Below are 15,252 nucleotides of genomic sequence, written 5' to 3' on the forward strand. Positions count from 1 at the left end.
GCCTTCGTAACAGTACCTCTCGAGAGACGTTACGACTGTGCTAACAGTCACTGGTTCGTGACTAACTAACCCCGTTTCTCACCTCCTGTCAGGCATGGCAGGGTTATGTGGCATCGTCGGTCCGAGAGACTGTCCACTCGGACCACTCCTGACGGAACACACGAGGACCGGAGAAACACCCCAGTCGTACGACAGCGGCGACGTTCGCGTCGGCGTTTCGACGATGACAGACGCCGACCAACCGGTTTTGGCGACGTCGAACGTTCGTATCTGGGTTTGGGGAGACATCCACGGAATACAGACCGCAGACGGCTACGAGAGTCGGTACGCGGCTGACGACGTACCATCGACACCCGCGTACTGCCGCGGCCTCTACGACCGCTTCGGCCTCGATTTCCTCTCGCGAGTGAACGGGACCTTTGCAGTCACACTCTACGACCGACAGCGCGAGCGGTTTCACATCGCGACCGACCGCCTCGGGACACACCCAATCTACCTCGCCGAGACTGCAAGCGGCGCGTTCGTCTTCGGCACGGACCTGCAGGCACTTGCCGTCTACCCAAACATCGACGCTCGCTTCGACGCCGACGCACTTAGTGCGTTTTTCGCTACCGCGGCGGTTCCGGGGACGCAAACCGTCTTCGAGAACGTCACCGAACTCGAACCCGGAACGACGCTCTCGTACGACCTCGAGACGGGGGAGACGACCCGCGAGCAGTACTGGACGCTCTCGTACCGCCCGGTCGACAGACCGTTCGACCAGGTCGCAGACGAGTTCACCGAGACGGTTCAGACAGTCGTCAACGACCGCCTGAGAACCGACGAGCGGGCTGGCGTCCTCCTGAGCGGCGGCAGCGACTCGCGGCTCATCCTTGCCGCAGCAGACGACTCCTCGGTCGTCACCTACCACATGAACGACTGGATGAACCGCGAGGCTCGCGTCGCGGAGCGTACCGCAGAGACTGCGGGCGTTCCGTTCTCGCTGCTCCAGCGAGACGACCACTACCCGGCGCGAATCCTCGACGACAACGCGGCAGTGATGAACTTCTACGGCGAGTTCAATCAGGGCCACGTCACGGGCTTCCTCGACGACATCCACGACGAGGTGGACCTCTTGGTCACCGGACTCTACAGCGATTGGCTGTTCAAGGGCCTCTCGATACGACGATGGACGATTCCACTCGGCCCGCTGGGGACGTTCCAACTCCCGTGGGAAGACGCGCCAGCAGATGCCGACGAGTACGTCCAGCGCTGTTCGACTGAGTTGCCGCCGTATCTCTCGGCATCGGCTTCGAAATCGCTCGACGAGATACTTGCCGACGGTGTCGAAACGGGACAGGACGGACTCGAATACCACGGTGTCACGTACCCGTCGCTTCGCGAACTCGTCTCCTACGGCGAGTGCTACCCGATGTCCAACGACGCCGACCTCTTTTACTACGGCCTGACACAGACGAAGCGACACTGGACGCCGTTCCTCGACAACCGACTCGTCGACCTCGCGTTGACCGTCCCCGTCAAGCACCTCATCGGCCCGAACCTCGTGAACGCCGCCGTTGCGAGACTCGACGCCGACCTCGCCGCGATTCCCCACGCGTCGACGGGCGTCCCGCTGTCGCGGCGGTATCCACTGGACTTCCTCCAGACGAAGGTAAACGCGTTCGACCACCTGTTCGTCCGCCCCGAACACGGCGAGAAGTCGTACCATGTCTCCGGCCCGTGGATGGAAGACGGCGAGTACATCAGAGACACTTCGTTCGTCCTCGACACGCTCGCCGAGAGCCGCGCAGTCATCGACGCACTTCCCTTCCTCGACTGGGAGGGCGTGGTCCGAACCTATCACGCCCACCTCGCCGGGGCGGACTACAGTCACCAGCTCTACACCCTTCTGTCGTTCGTCAGGATGCCCGCCGTGCGGCACCTCGCTGGTGTCGAGGACGGGGTCGATGCGGCAGAGATGGCCGAGACAGAAGCGACGCCGGTCGGCCAACTCCGGCCGACGTCTGCAAGTACAAACGGCGAGTTGTACGAACACGGCACAGACGACAGGCACTCGATAGCTCGCTCCGACGGAGGTGACGACCGATGAACGCCGACCGCAGAGTCCTCCTGGTCGGCCTCGACGCGGGGTGTCTGGAAGTGATGCAGCCGATGTTCGACGACGGGCTCCTGCCGAACCTTCAGGAAATCTTCGAAAGCGGAGGGTCGGCCCCACTCGAATCACAGGTCCCCCAGTGGACGCCGAGCGCGTGGCCCTCGTTGTACACCGGCGTCAACCCTGCCAAACACGGCGTGTTCGGGTTCCTCACGTACGACGGCTACGACTGGCGCATCTCCGACGCGACGGACATCGCGGAATCGACGCTCTGGGAACTCCTCTCGGAGCGCGGACTGCGCAGCGTCGTCGTCAACGCCCCGGTGACACACCCGCCACGCGAGTTCGACGGCGCGTTGATACCGGGCTACATCGGTCCCGAAGACCCGGCGACGCACCCACCGGGGCTCTTGGCTGACGTTCGCGAGGCAATCGGCGAGTACCGCGTCTACGGCGAAGATGAATTCAACCGGACCACGTCGGACGCAGAGCGCGTGCCAGCCTCGGTCCGTGCCGACGAGTACAAACGCCTGATTCGCTCGCGCGGCGAGGCGTTCGTTTACCTGACAGAGCGGTTCGACCCCGACTTCGGCTTCGTCGAGTTCCAGCGGACCGACACCGCGGTCCACGACTTCCCCGGCGACCTCGACCTCTTGCGAGAGGTCTACCGTGCCACCGACGAACAGGTCGGCCGCGCCGTCGAAGCGTTCGACCCGGATGTCGTGCTCGTCGCCAGCGACCACGGTATCGGGCCCTACGAGGACGTGGAGTTCCGCGTCAACGAGTTCCTCAGCCGAGCGGGCTACGTCGAGACGGTCCGCGACAAGGAAGGAAGCCCATCGTGGATTCCGCTCTGGAAACAAGACCTGAAAGCGCCCGGCGAGTCCGCGTCTGAGTCCGGAAGCGACCCCTCTGTCGTGGACCGGGTACGGGACCGAACACTCACGACCGCGGCGAACACCGTCGAACGGCTCGGTTTGACCAGCGTCGTCAAGCGCCTCGTCCCGCAGCAGGCGCTCAGGGCCGCCGACGTGCCCGCCCGCGTCGATTTCGAGAACTCACGGGCCTACATGCGTACGTCGAACGAACTGGGCATCCGAATCAACCTCGCCGGCCGCGAACCGGCGGGTGTCGTCTCCCCCGACGAGTACGAGTCGCTTCGGCTGGAACTCATCGAGAAACTCTCTACCGTTCGCACCCCGGACGGAGACCCTGTATTCGACGCCGTCGTCCCGCGCGAAGCGGTGTTCGAGGGGCCGTTTATCGAAGCCGCACCAGATATCATGCTCCTCCCGCGCGACTTCGAGACGTTCCCGGAAGCCGAACTTCGTGGCGACCTGTTCGGGCCGATGTACGAACCGTGGAATCACAAGCCGTACGGCGTCGTCGCTATCGCGGGCGACGGGTTCGACCCCACTGCATCGCTCGGGACGCCGCATCTCCTCGACATCGCTCCGACAGTCCTCTCGCTCCTCGGCCTGCCCCGAAGCGACCGGATGGAAGGGACTGTCCTCCCCGGCGTCACGCCCACGGCGGAAGCAACCTACGAACGCCCCGTCGACCGCGACTCGGCCCGTGACGTCGGCGACGACGTCGAATCGCGGCTGCAAGGACTCGGCTATCTCTGACCATGTCGCTCGAATTCGTCGACCTGACGGACGACCCTGAGACGTGGAACCGGTACGTCGACCACGACCACGTCACTGGCGCGACCCCCTTTCACCGCGCCGAGGCGCTTCGCGTCCTCGAAGCGCACTCGAAGGGGACGCTTCACTGCCTCGTCGGCCTTCACGGCGACGAACCGGTCGGTCTGCTTCCGGTCTTCGAGACGACCCGCTACGGGCGACCGGCGGTCGTCTCGCCCCCACACATACTGGAGAGCTTTTCGCTCGGTCCCGTACTGAACACGGACAACACCGGAAAGCGACGGCGGCGCGAACAGACCCTCGACGAGTTCGTCTCCGGGTCGGTCCAGTGGCTCCACGACACGTTCGACCCCGATTTCGTCCACCTCCGCGGGACGACCGACCTCACCGACGTGCGGTGCTATCGTTGGGCAGATTTCGACGCGACGCCGGACTACACCTACCACGTCGACCTGACGGCCGACGAGGAGACCATCAAATCGCGGTTCAGTCGGAACATCCGGCGCAACATCAAGGACCTCGACGACCACCGTCTCACGTTCGAACTGGGCGATCGCGACGATATCGACATGGTGCTCGACCTCGTCCGCGACCGCCACGAACAACAGGACAAGTCCTACCGCGTCACGCCTGCGTTCGTCCGCGACCTCGCCGACGCACTGCCGGACGGAACAGTCCGAACCCACGTCGCGGTCGTCGACGGCGAGCCCGAGACGGGTATCATCGCCATCCACGACGGCGACCGAGTGTATCGCTGGCAGGGCGCTGTCGACCCCGGCGTCGGCTTCCCGGTCGTCAGCCTCCTCGATTGGCACATCATGCAGACCGCAAAAGCCGAGGGAGCGAGCGTCTACGACCTCGGCGGGGCGAACATGAAGCGACTCACCGGGTTCAAAGCCAAACTCGGTCCCGAACTCGCTGTGTACTACAATCTCCGGTGGCGGAGTACTCCCATGGCGCTCCGACAGATGGCTGCCGCCACCGTTGCACCCGCCGTGCCGTTTTCGCTCCCCGGCCCGCTCGGCGGGTTCCTCACGGAGCGGTGACTTCGCGTCACCGCCCTGCCGTCGATTCTACCTCGTCGCCTTGCCGTCGATTCTACCTCGCCGTCCGGCGATTCCCTTGCGCCCGACCCTTTTTACCCGATGACGGTCGAATCCTCACCATGACGACCATCAAGGACAGCGTCCACGACCACATCGAGGTCACGGGCGTCGCCGAAGCCCTTCTCGACACGCCGGAGATGCAGCGTCTCCGCCGTATCAAGCAGTTGGGGACGGTCCAACTGGTCTACCCCTCCGCGAATCACACGCGATTCGAACACAGCCTCGGCGTCTATCACCTCGCCTCGCGCGCCCTCTCGCATCTCGGCATCGAAGGCGATGCTGCCGCCCACGTCGAGGCCGCTGCACTCCTCCACGACGTCGGTCACGGTCCCTACAGCCACAACGTCGAGGAAGTGACTCACCGCCACACCGGCAAGTACCACGACGACGTCGAGGAACTCGTCACGCGCGGGACCGTCGGGTCGGTCCTCGACGACCACGGACTCGACCCCAAACGAGTCGCACGACTCGTCTCCGGGGACGCGAAGTTCGGCCAACTGGTCTCGGGGGAACTCGACGTGGACCGCATGGACTACCTCGTCCGCGACGCCCACCACACGGGCGTCCCCTACGGCACCATCGACCACGAGCGCCTGATTCGGGAACTCACCTTCGTCGACGGCGAACTCGTCCTCGCCGAGGGGAACGTCCAGACCGCCGAATCACTCCTCCTCGCTCGCGCCCTGATGAACCCGACCGTCTACGCCCACCACGTCGCCCGCATCTCGAAGGCGATGTTGCGCCGAGCGTCAGAGCAACTGCTCTCAGAACCCGACATCGACGCCCACGAACTCCGGCGGATGGACGACTACGACCTCTTGGTCGGTCTCCGACTCAACCCCTCGACCGCCGACTTCGCCGACCGATTGGCAACCCGAGACCTGTACAAACGGGCCGTCTGGGCCGAACTCTCCGACGTTCCCGGGTCGCTTCTCGACGCCGACCACGAGACTATCGTCGGCTTCGAACGCGATATCGCCGACACTGCGGGCGTGCCTGCCGAGTCGGTCATCGTCGATATCCCGTCTCGGCCGTCGATGACAGAATCGTCCTCGCGGGTGATGGTCAACGGCGAGATTCGGCAGTTAGAACGCGAATCACCGCTCGTTCAGGCGCTTCGAACCGCCCAAGAACAGCAGTGGCGACTCGGCGTGTACGCCCCAGAGGGCGTGACCGAAACGGTGGGCCGCGCCGCCGCCGACGTTCTCGGGTTGGATGTGAGTGGGGCGCTCGTCAACGAGGTCCGAGGCGGTCTGAATACGACGCTCGACGAGTTCGAGTGAGGGTGTCGCCGCCGACGGGCGGGCGGCCGCGTTCCACCTCGATGCGGGAGGTTCAAGCGGCGCGACGACCGAGTCGTGAGCGATGCAACTCGAGGGGACCGTACTTCGTGGCCGGGCGTTCGAACCGGTCGAAGGCAGGGTCGTCGTCGAAGACGGAACGATAACCGCCGTCGAGGAGACGACCACCGATTCGACCGATATCATCCTTCCTGCGTTCGTCAACGCGCACACCCATCTCGGCGACTCCATCGCGAAGGAGGCCGGTGGCGGGCTCTCGCTCGACGAACTGGTCGCACCACCGGACGGGCTGAAACACCGTCTCCTCCGGGCGGCGAGCACCGACGAGAAGGCGGCCGCGATGGCTCGCTCGCTCCGAATGATGGAACACGGCGGGACAGCGGCGTGTCTCGAATTCCGCGAAGGTGGCGTCGAAGGTGTCGACGTCATTCGCCAGGCGCTCGACGGCCGCGACATCGAAGCAGTCGTCCTCGGCCGCGAGACGGCGGATGCGATGCGAGAAGCAGACGGATTCGGTGCGTCAGGGGCACGAGACGCGGAGTTCGGGGAACTCAGAGCCGAAACCGCAGACGCCAGAAAACTGTTCGGCATTCACGCGGGCGAGCGCGACTCACACGACATCACGCCCGCGTTGGACCTCGACCCCGACTTCCTCGTCCACATGGTCTACCCCGAACCCGAGCACCTCCAGCGAGTCGAAGACGACGAGATTCCAATCGCCGTCTGTCCGCGGTCGAACCTCGTCACGGGCGTCGGCGTCCCGCCGATTCGCGACCTCGTCGAGCGAACGACAGTCGCACTCGGCACGGACAACGTCATGTTGAACAGTCCCTCGATGTTCCGCGAGATGGAGTTCACGTCGAAACTGGCCGACGTGCCCGCAGTCGAGATTCTTCGCATGGCGACCATCAACGGTGCGGACATCGCCGACCTGAACTACGGTCTCGTCGAGGAGGGACGCGACGCGAAACTCCTCGTCCTCGACGGCGACTCGGACAACTTAGCCGGCGTGCAGGACGTGGTTCGCGCCGTCGTCCGCCGCGCCGGAATGGCGGACGTAAAAGACGTGTATCTCTGAGCGTCCGACGGACACGTTAGGGTGACTCGTCGTCTGCGGCGAGTTCCTCCGTCGCGGCGGCGTCGTTACCGCCGCGCTTGTGCGAGCGAATCGCGGACAGGAGGACCAGGCCGCCGAGCGACCGGGCGACCGTGATAAATCGGCTGTTCCACTCGACAGTTCCCGACGACTGGTAGCCGAGCCAGCCACCGACTCCGAGATACTGCTTCGGTGCGGCAAGTGCGACAGCCCCGGCAGCACCGACGAAGTCGAGCAGTCGTTGGTACGTCTTGCCCCCGAGGAGGCTAGCGGCGAGGATGACGACACCCTCGACTCGGACAGCGGGGCCGACCCACGACCGGCGCGTACACTCGTCTCGGTTCTCGATGGCGAGCGATTCGTACACTGCGAGCGTTTGCTTGGGAAACACTGCGAGGACGGCTCCGAGGATAGCGAACGCGATTCGTGACATATGTGAACAAACGAGACCAGGGCCAATTAGTTGGGAGGTGATTCCAGTCCCATGAGAACGCTGCGGGGAGCGATGACGAGTTCGGCCGTTATTGTATCTCTATTTGACATTCACCGCAATGGAGCCGACGCCACAGCACCCATACATATTCTCGCAGTACTCCTCCCGTAGCAAAGTGTTATTACCGAACTCGATAATATGTTACCACGTGTCATAGAAATGTACGACCGAATCATCGTCCCAATCGACGGCTCAGACGGCTCAGACCGCGTCGCAGCCCACGCCGCCGCTCTCGCATCAGTACACGGTGCAGAACTCCACGGGGTGTACGTGGTGAACGCCGGGAGCTTTGCAGGGTTGCCGATGGAGTCCTCGTGGGAGGGACTCGACGACCTGTTGCGAGAAGACGCCGAGGCAGCGGTCGAACTCGTCGAGCGCGCTGCGAGAGCGCGGGACATCCCGGTCGAGACGCACATCCTCGAAGGGACGCCGAGTCGCGAAATCGTCGAGTTCGCCGAGCGCGGCGAGTGCGACCTTATCGTGATGGGAACGCACGGTCGCGGCGGTATCGACCGCCTGCTTCTCGGGTCGGTCGCGGAGAAAGTCGTCCGCGCGTCGAGCGTCCCCGTGTTGACTGTCAGAATCGAGGGCGGACAGGAGTCTGACCCACTGGTGGATGTCACGCCTGCTGAATCAGAGGCGGGCGCATCGGCCGATTCGGGCACCGACACCGCGGCAACCGCCGACGAGTAACCTACGTTTCTGCCACTGGACGAAGGTGTTCGCAGTCGCCGGCGTGGACTCGCGTTTCGCCGTCGTCAGTTCGGACGACCAGCGTCCCGGGGTGTTCGATGTCGATAGCTTCGCCTTCGACGACGCCATTCGCCGTGTGGACGCGCACCCGTCGCCCGAGCGTGTCTGCTCGCTCGCGCCACGCCGGAAGCACACTGTCGAGGTCAGCGCGGAGTTCGTCGAAGCGTTCGAGCACTCGCTGGACGAAGATACGGCGCTCGACCGGGCCAGCCTCTGCGGAGACGCTGGTCGCTTCCTCGGGGAGTTCTTCGGGGTCGATGTTGACGTTGATGCCCGGTCCGATGACTAACCACGAGACGCGGTCGGCCTCGCCTTCCATCTCGGTCAGGATGCCGCAGAGTTTTCGGTAGCCACGGCCGGACGCTTGTTCGCCTGAGTCAGATAAGTCACTGCTCACAATCACGTCGTTCGGCCATTTGATACTCGCATCCACGCCCGCTTCACGCGCCGCATCACAGACGGCAACGGCCATCGCCAAGGTGTACAGCGGGGCGAACGCGGGCGGTTCGTCGGGGCGAATGAGCACACTCATCCAGACGCCGCCGTCGGGGGCGGTCCACGCGCGCTCTTTTCGGCCCTTGCTGGCTGACTGCTCGCGGGCGACGACCACGACGTCGCTTTCGCCCTCGGTGGCGAGTTCGCGGGCGGTGTCGTTCGTCGACCCGAGGACGTTATGAAACGCCACATCGTAATCGGCTTCCAGACCGTATTCGATTGCCGGACCGCCGTACTCCGGAACTTCAGTGACGACGTAGCCGTCGCTTTCGCTCTCCACGACGAATCCCTCGTCGCGGAGCGACTCGACGTGTTTCCAGACGGCGGCGCGGGAGATGTCGAGACGGTCGGCGAGTTCGGGACCAGAGACGGGTCCGTTGGCGAGGGCGGACAAGAGGGCGCGTCGCGTGTCGCTCATGCAGGCGGCTACGACGGCGCGAAGAAAGAGGTTCGTGGTTCCTGTCTGGGACTCGCGGTGAGTCGTCTATTCGAGGACGAGAAGCACGTCGCCCATGTCGACGCTGTCGCCCTCGCCGATGAGGACCTGCGAGACGGTGCCACCGCGCTCGGCGACCACGTCGTTTTCCATCTTCATCGCTTCGAGGACACAGACGGTGTCTCCGGGTTCGACCTCGTCGCCTTCGTCGACGTCGACAGAGAGAATCGTCCCCTGCATCTCGGCGGTGATGGACTCGCCGTCACCCTCGATAATCTGCTGTTGGTCGCCACCGCTGTCCTCGCGGCGCTTGCGCGGGCCGGACGATTTCGAGGCGCTGCCACCGCTGACGTCGCCCAGCGGGATGGCGGGCGCGCCGCGCTCTTCGAGGCTGACCTCGAAGCGCTTGCCGTTGACCTCGACGGTGAACGTGCGCTCGGTTACGTCTTCGTCGCTGTCGTCGTTGGAGACGGCGTCGGGAGCCCAGCGTTCGACTGCCGCTTCGATACGGTCGGGGTCGAGGACGTTGTCGAGGTACTTCGTGGTGTGGCGGCCCTCGCGGAACGTCTCGTCGGTGAGCATCAGCCGGTGGAACGGGATAACCGTTCGAAGACCTTCGATTTCGAACTCGGCGAGCGCGCGCTCGGCGCGGGCGAGGACTTCCTCGCGGGTCGAGGCGGTGACGATGAGTTTCGCAATCATCGAGTCGTAGTCGCCGCCGATTTCGTCGCCCTGTCGGACAGCGTCGTCCATGCGGACGCCGATGCCGCCCGGTGGGTCGTAGGTCGTGAGTTCGCCGGTCGCGGGCGCGAAGTCCTTCTCGGGAGCCTCCGCGTTGATACGGAACTCCATGGAGTGGCCTTCGATTTCCACGTCGTCCTGCGAGAAGTCGAGTTCCTCGCCGGCGGCGACGCGAATCTGCCACTTCACCACGTCGAGGCCCGTCACTTCCTCGGTGACGGTGTGTTCGACCTGAATCCGCGTGTTGACCTCCATGAAGTAGAACTCGCCGTCCTCGACGAGGAACTCGACCGTCCCGGCGTTGGTGTAGCCCGCTTCGCGGACCCCGCGACGTGCGGCTTCACCGATGCGCTCGCGCAGGTCGTCTGAGAGTGCTGGTGACGGTGCCTCCTCGATGACCTTCTGGTGGCGGCGCTGAAGCGAACAGTCGCGCTCGCCGAGGTGACGGACGTTGCCGTGTTCGTCGGCGAGAATCTGCACCTCGATGTGGCGCGGCGCTTCGAGATACTTCTCGACGTAGACGGAGGCGTTGTCGAAGTACGCCTCACCCTCGCGCTGTGCCGTCTCGAATTGGTCGTCGACTTCTTCTTCGGTGCGGACGACCTTCAGGCCGCGACCGCCACCGCCACCTTCGGCCTTGATGGCGACCGGGTAGCCATAGTCCTCGGCGACAGCCTTGACGTCTTCGGCGGATTCAGCGGGTTCGGTCGTTCCGGGGACGACGGGCACGTCGGCGTCCTGCATGAGCGAGCGCGCCTTCGTCTTCTCACCGAGTCGCTCCATCGCGTCGGCCGACGGGCCAATCCACTTGAACTCGGATTCTTCGACCTTGCTGGCGAACTCCGCGTTCTCCGCGAGGAACCCGTATCCGGGGTGGATAGCGTCGGCGTCGGCCTTCCGGGCGGCCTCGATAACGGACTCGTGGTCCAGATACGAATCTGCCGCGCGGGCAGGCCCGATGTTGTACGCTTCGTCCGCGTAGCGCACGTGACCACCGTGCTTGTCGGCCTCGCTGTAGACCGCGACGGTTCGGACACCCAGCTCTTCGCAGGCACGCATAACGCGTACTGCGATTTCACCTCGGTTGGCGACGAGAACCTTGCTGAACATTTGCGGTAATCTTTCAGGGAACCACACGTTATTCTATCGGTTTCTCCAACGCACGTCGGTTCGTTCTTCGACAGACGACGATTTACCTGTTCGACCGTGAAGGAAACGCCCGAGAACGTGACGTACAAGCGGAATACCGCGAAAATCGGCCCAAATCCAAACGACCTTATGCGTGTGACACACTACGACACGGGTAATGGCAGTACAAGTCGGAATTCTCGGTGCAACCGGTGCGGTCGGACAGCGATTCATCCAACTCCTCGACGACCACCCGACCTTCGAACTGGCGGCCGTGACCGCCAGCGAGTCGAGCGCGGGCAAGACCTACGGTGAGGCCGCTAAGTGGCGGGTCAATACTCCGATTCCGGACGACGTGGCGTCGATGGAAGTCACTCGAACCACGCCCGAGGCAGTGTCTGACGACGTCGACCTCCTGTTTTCGTCTCTTCCATCGTCTGTCGCCGCGGAGGTCGAACCTGACTTCCTCGACGCGGGCTACGTCGTCTCGTCGAACTCCTCGAACGACCGAATGGCACCCGACGTGCCGCTTACCATCCCCGAAATCAACCCCGGCCACCTCGACCTCATCGAGGTCCAGCGCGACGAGCGCGGCTGGGACGGCGCGCTCGTGAAGAACCCGAACTGCTCGACTATCACGATGGTTCCGACGCTCGCCGCGCTCGACCAATTCGGCCTCGACCGCGTCCACGTCACGACCCTTCAGGCCGTCTCCGGCGCGGGCTACGACGGCGTCACCTCGATGGAGATTATCGACAACGCCATCCCCCACATCGGCGGCGAAGAAGAGAAGATGGAGACCGAATCGCGCAAGCTTCTCGGCAGCTTCGACGGCGCGGAAGTCGCGCTCCACGATGCCGAGGTCAACGCCTCCTGTAACCGGATTCCGACGCTCGACGGCCACCTCGAAAGCGTCTTCGCCGACCTCGAAGAAGACGCCTCGCCCGAGGATGTCGCGGCCGCGATGCGCGAGTACCCCGGTGTCGACCTCCCGAGCGCGCCCGAGCAACTCATTCACGTCTTCGAAGACAACTACCGTCCACAGCCTCGTCTCGACCGCGACCGCGGCGACGGCATGCAAATCTCCGCCGGCGCGATTCAGGCGACCGAGGGCGGCGTGAAGTACAACTGTCTCGCCCACAACACGATTCGCGGCGCGGCCGGTGCATCGGTCCTCAACGGCGAACTCCTCGTCGAAGAAGGCTGGATTTAAACTAAATCCAACTGTCGCGGTCGGTCTCGCGACCGGATTCGTCCGCTGTGTGCTGCCACTCGTGAGCTAACAGCCCGTATCGGAACACGTCCACGTGGTCCCCGTCGACGAACCCCTGGTCGCGGTGGACGCCCTCCTTTTCGAACCCGACGTTCTCTAAGACGCGACACGACGCAGGATTGGTCTCGTAGGCGTTCGCGTACACTTTGTGCAGTCGGCGCTCTTCGAAGGCGTAGCCGCAAATCGCCCGCAGCGCGTCGGTTGCGTACCCGTTGCCCCACTCGTCGGGCGCGACGATGTATCCAACTTCGGACGCACCGGTGGTGATGTTCGGTGGCTTGAGACCGATGGTTCCGACCGGCTGGCCATCGTTGCAGATGACGAAGTTGATGTCGTCGCCATCGCTCCGCGAATCGACCCACTCGCGCTCTTGGGCGTGTGTCACCGGGTCGACGGCGGCGATGCCGCGTCGAACTCGCGGGTCGTTGACGAGTTGGTGAAGAAACTCCACGTCTGACTCGTCGACAGTTCGGAGTTCGACGCGGTCGCCTTCGAGAAAGACTGCACCGGGCATGTCCGTGTTGTTGCGAGGGCAACACTTGAATCCGTCCGTCGCCGAGGGCTGACTCGCGTCGTGAGTCCAGTCAGACACTGTTTTCAGGGAGCACCCGCCGAGCTACCGGTATGCAACGCCGCGGACTCGAAACGGGACTCACAGCCGGTCTGCTCTTTGCCACGCTCGGCGTCGTCGCGTGGGGGTCCGGGTCGGCGTTTATCTTCCCGAGTCTCGGGCCGTCGGCGTTCGTCCTCGCCTTTGCCGTCGGGTCTGAGCGACCACGGGGCAAGCGCGTCGTCGGGGGGCACGCTATCGGTGCGGTCGCAGGGCTCCTCGCCTACACTGTTCTCGCGTCGGGTGCGACACTCACGGCCTCACCACCGGCGTTCTCGCTCGCCGGACTCGGACTCGTCGCCAGCGGTCTCGTGTCTGTCGTCGCCACGAGTTGGGGGATGGTCGCCACCGACACCGTTCACGCACCCGCCTGCGCGACGACGCTCATCGTCTCGCTCGGCTTGCTCTCGACGCCGAGAGAGGTCGGAATCATCGTCGCGAGCGTCGTGCTCCTCGTTGCGGCGGACGTCGTCGTCAGAAAGGCAGCGGCGTCGTCGGTGTTCGACTCAGAACCGACCGTACAGTGAGTACGCGATTGCGACCAGTCCGGCGAGTTCGGTCAGATTCGTGACGATGACGACGGCCGACCCCGGGAGGGACGTGAACGTCGAGAGTCCGAACGAGAACACCGCCGGGACGGCGGTCAGAAGGACGATACCGATGGCGAGAAAGAGCATCGGCGAACTCTCGTTGCGGCGGTAGCCCTGGTAGGCCTTTCTCGCGATAAACAGTCCGAGCAGTGCTGAGGCGACGAAACTGGCGAAGACGAGGGCGACCTGCGTGTCCGACCCCGTCTCGGTTACTTGAAGAGCGATCTGAAGGGCAGGGGCGTATGGTGGGCTCATCGTAGGTCCTCGTAGAGGCGGGTAAAGCGGTCAGCGGTGGACTCTGGCTCCGACTCGCGGGCAACGTCGAGGGTCATCTCCCCGTCTTCGAACGTGACCGTGAACTGGCCGACGTTCGCGCTGTAGACCGAGAAGTGGTGTCCGGACTCGGCATATTGTGTCTGTTCAGAGAGGAGGTCACACGCTTTCAGTGACTCCACGCGGCGATAGACGGTCGGCGGAGACATGTCGTAGGTCTCTGCGAGTTCGGTCGCGGACATGGGTTTCTCGCTGGTTGCGGTGAGAATGGTCCGAGCGTACTCGTCGTCGAGGAGGCTCAGTACCGTCGCGTCGTTGCAATCCTCACTCACGTTCTTCGATGCCACGAGGAGAGTATATAAGATAGTGCCGAGTTTCCACCCTGGAAAGTCGGAGCCAAGCTATTATTTTCCCTTGGCAGATTGACTATACGATGACGCAAACGGAGTCCCGTTCGTTCGACGTTCCCGCCATGCTCACGCAGGCTGTGGGCGCGCCCTTCCACGCACAGACGTACAAGAACCTCCTGTATCTCGTGGCCGCATTCCCGCTCGGCCTCGTGTACTTCGTGACGCTCATCACGACGGGGAGCATCGGCGGCGCGGGTATCCTCTTCCTGTTTGGTGCCCCGCTCGTCGTACTGACGCTTCTTCTCGGTACCGCGTTCATGCGCATCGAGACGGAGAGCGCTCGCCGACTCCTCGGCTTCGACCTGACACACCGAACAGGTGAAGCGACGCTTGACGACGGTCTCGTTCCGTACATCAAAGACCTCGCGACCGACTACGGCACGTATGTCAGTCTCGTCTTCACCTCTGCGAAGCTCTGGGTCGGTATCGGACTGTTCACGGCACTCACCACCTGGGTCTCCCTGACAGTCTCGTTCATCCTGCTCCCGCTGTACTACGACATGCCTGGCGTCACGTTCGGCATCACCGCCGACAACGTGCAGATCCTCCCGGCAATCCAGTTCACCCAAGACCTCTGGACGTTCACCATCGCCGAGCCGATTCATCTCGTCAACGGTGAGGTGACGTCCCTCCAAGGCGCACTTTTGGTTTCCGTCGTCGGTGTCATTCTCCTGTTCGTCGGCCTCAACCTAGTGAATGCGACGGCGTGGCTGCTCGGCTACGTGACGAAACAGGTCGCACCCCACGCGCGGGTTTTCTCCCGCGACTGAGGTCCAGTCCTAAAGCGGCGCTCTCAGGTTGTACGC

15 protein-coding genes are annotated in these 15,252 nt (G+C 63.9%); 9 read left to right on the top strand and 6 right to left on the bottom strand.

Annotated elements, in window-relative coordinates:
- Positions 1–94: 94 nt before the first annotated feature.
- From C453_RS15150 to C453_RS15170, 5 genes are all read left to right on the top strand, one after another.
- On the top strand, positions 95–2,089 hold the full coding sequence (locus C453_RS15150; protein WP_008325751.1) for an asparagine synthase-related protein: 1,995 nt from the start codon (positions 95–97) through the stop codon (positions 2,087–2,089).
- Positions 2,086–3,723, top strand: a complete 1,638-nt coding sequence (locus C453_RS15155) for an alkaline phosphatase family protein (RefSeq protein ID WP_008325753.1) — start codon at positions 2,086–2,088, stop codon at positions 3,721–3,723. Before C453_RS15150 ends, C453_RS15155 begins: the two co-directional genes overlap by 4 nt.
- A 2-nt stretch (positions 3,724–3,725) precedes the next feature.
- Positions 3,726–4,787, top strand: coding sequence for a lipid II:glycine glycyltransferase FemX (locus C453_RS15160; protein ID WP_008325754.1), 1,062 nt, complete (start codon positions 3,726–3,728; stop codon positions 4,785–4,787).
- 119 nt (positions 4,788–4,906) lie between these two features.
- On the top strand, positions 4,907–6,130 hold the full coding sequence (locus tag C453_RS15165; RefSeq protein WP_008325755.1) for an HD domain-containing protein: 1,224 nt from the start codon (positions 4,907–4,909) through the stop codon (positions 6,128–6,130).
- Between the two features lie 82 nt (positions 6,131–6,212).
- Positions 6,213–7,226 carry an amidohydrolase family protein gene (locus C453_RS15170; protein ID WP_008325757.1) on the top strand — a complete coding sequence of 338 codons (1,014 nt, stop codon included), beginning with the start codon at positions 6,213–6,215 and terminating at the stop codon, positions 7,224–7,226.
- A 16-nt stretch (positions 7,227–7,242) separates the two neighbouring features.
- Here the strand turns inward: C453_RS15170 and C453_RS15175 are convergent, their stop codons facing one another.
- Positions 7,243–7,677, bottom strand: a complete 435-nt coding sequence (locus C453_RS15175; protein WP_008325758.1) for a hypothetical protein — start codon at positions 7,675–7,677, stop codon at positions 7,243–7,245.
- Between the two features lie 213 nt (positions 7,678–7,890).
- Here C453_RS15175 and C453_RS15180 point away from each other — a divergent pair, with 213 nt between their 5' ends.
- Entirely contained in the window at positions 7,891–8,430 is a 540-nt protein-coding gene (locus C453_RS15180) for a universal stress protein (protein WP_193788078.1), read from the top strand.
- A gap of 1 nt (position 8,431) precedes the next feature.
- Here C453_RS15180 and C453_RS15185 read toward each other — a convergent pair whose 3' ends face one another.
- Positions 8,432–9,403, bottom strand: coding sequence for a biotin--[acetyl-CoA-carboxylase] ligase (locus tag C453_RS15185; protein WP_008325760.1), 972 nt, complete (start codon positions 9,401–9,403; stop codon positions 8,432–8,434).
- Between the two features lie 66 nt (positions 9,404–9,469).
- Positions 9,470–11,272 carry a propionyl-CoA carboxylase biotin carboxylase/biotin-carboxyl carrier subunit gene (gene pccA / locus C453_RS15190; RefSeq protein ID WP_008325762.1) on the bottom strand — a complete coding sequence of 601 codons (1,803 nt, stop codon included), beginning with the start codon at positions 11,270–11,272 and terminating at the stop codon, positions 9,470–9,472.
- A 196-nt stretch (positions 11,273–11,468) separates the two neighbouring features.
- On the opposite strand from pccA, the gene asd reads away from it, so the two are divergent.
- Positions 11,469–12,503: an aspartate-semialdehyde dehydrogenase gene (gene asd, locus C453_RS15195; protein ID WP_008325763.1), complete on the top strand. Its 1,035-nt coding sequence runs from the start codon at positions 11,469–11,471 to the stop codon at positions 12,501–12,503.
- Position 12,504: 1 nt separating this feature from the next.
- Here the strand turns inward: asd and C453_RS15200 are convergent, their stop codons facing one another.
- Entirely contained in the window at positions 12,505–13,077 is a 573-nt protein-coding gene (locus C453_RS15200; RefSeq protein ID WP_008325766.1) for a GNAT family N-acetyltransferase, read from the bottom strand.
- Positions 13,078–13,187: 110 nt separating this feature from the next.
- On the opposite strand from C453_RS15200, the gene C453_RS15205 reads away from it, so the two are divergent.
- Positions 13,188–13,700, top strand: coding sequence for an HPP family protein (locus C453_RS15205; RefSeq protein WP_008325768.1), 513 nt, complete (start codon positions 13,188–13,190; stop codon positions 13,698–13,700).
- Here the strand turns inward: C453_RS15205 and C453_RS15210 are convergent.
- Both C453_RS15210 and C453_RS15215 read right to left on the bottom strand, forming a co-directional pair.
- Positions 13,680–14,018: a DUF7521 family protein gene (locus tag C453_RS15210; protein ID WP_008325774.1), complete on the bottom strand. Its 339-nt coding sequence runs from the start codon at positions 14,016–14,018 to the stop codon at positions 13,680–13,682. The two genes, C453_RS15205 and C453_RS15210, sit on opposite strands and share 21 nt — an antisense overlap.
- Positions 14,015–14,368, bottom strand: coding sequence for a helix-turn-helix domain-containing protein (locus C453_RS15215; protein ID WP_049907784.1), 354 nt, complete (start codon positions 14,366–14,368; stop codon positions 14,015–14,017). The genes C453_RS15210 and C453_RS15215 overlap by 4 nt, the downstream gene beginning before the upstream one ends.
- A gap of 101 nt (positions 14,369–14,469) precedes the next feature.
- Here C453_RS15215 and C453_RS15220 point away from each other — a divergent pair, with 101 nt between their 5' ends.
- Positions 14,470–15,216, top strand: coding sequence for a sensor domain-containing protein (locus C453_RS15220; protein WP_008325779.1), 747 nt, complete (start codon positions 14,470–14,472; stop codon positions 15,214–15,216).
- Positions 15,217–15,252 lie beyond the last annotated feature (36 nt).

This window comes from Haloferax elongans ATCC BAA-1513, from assembly GCF_000336755.1.
GTDB classification, from domain to species: Archaea; Halobacteriota; Halobacteria; order Halobacteriales; family Haloferacaceae; genus Haloferax; species Haloferax elongans.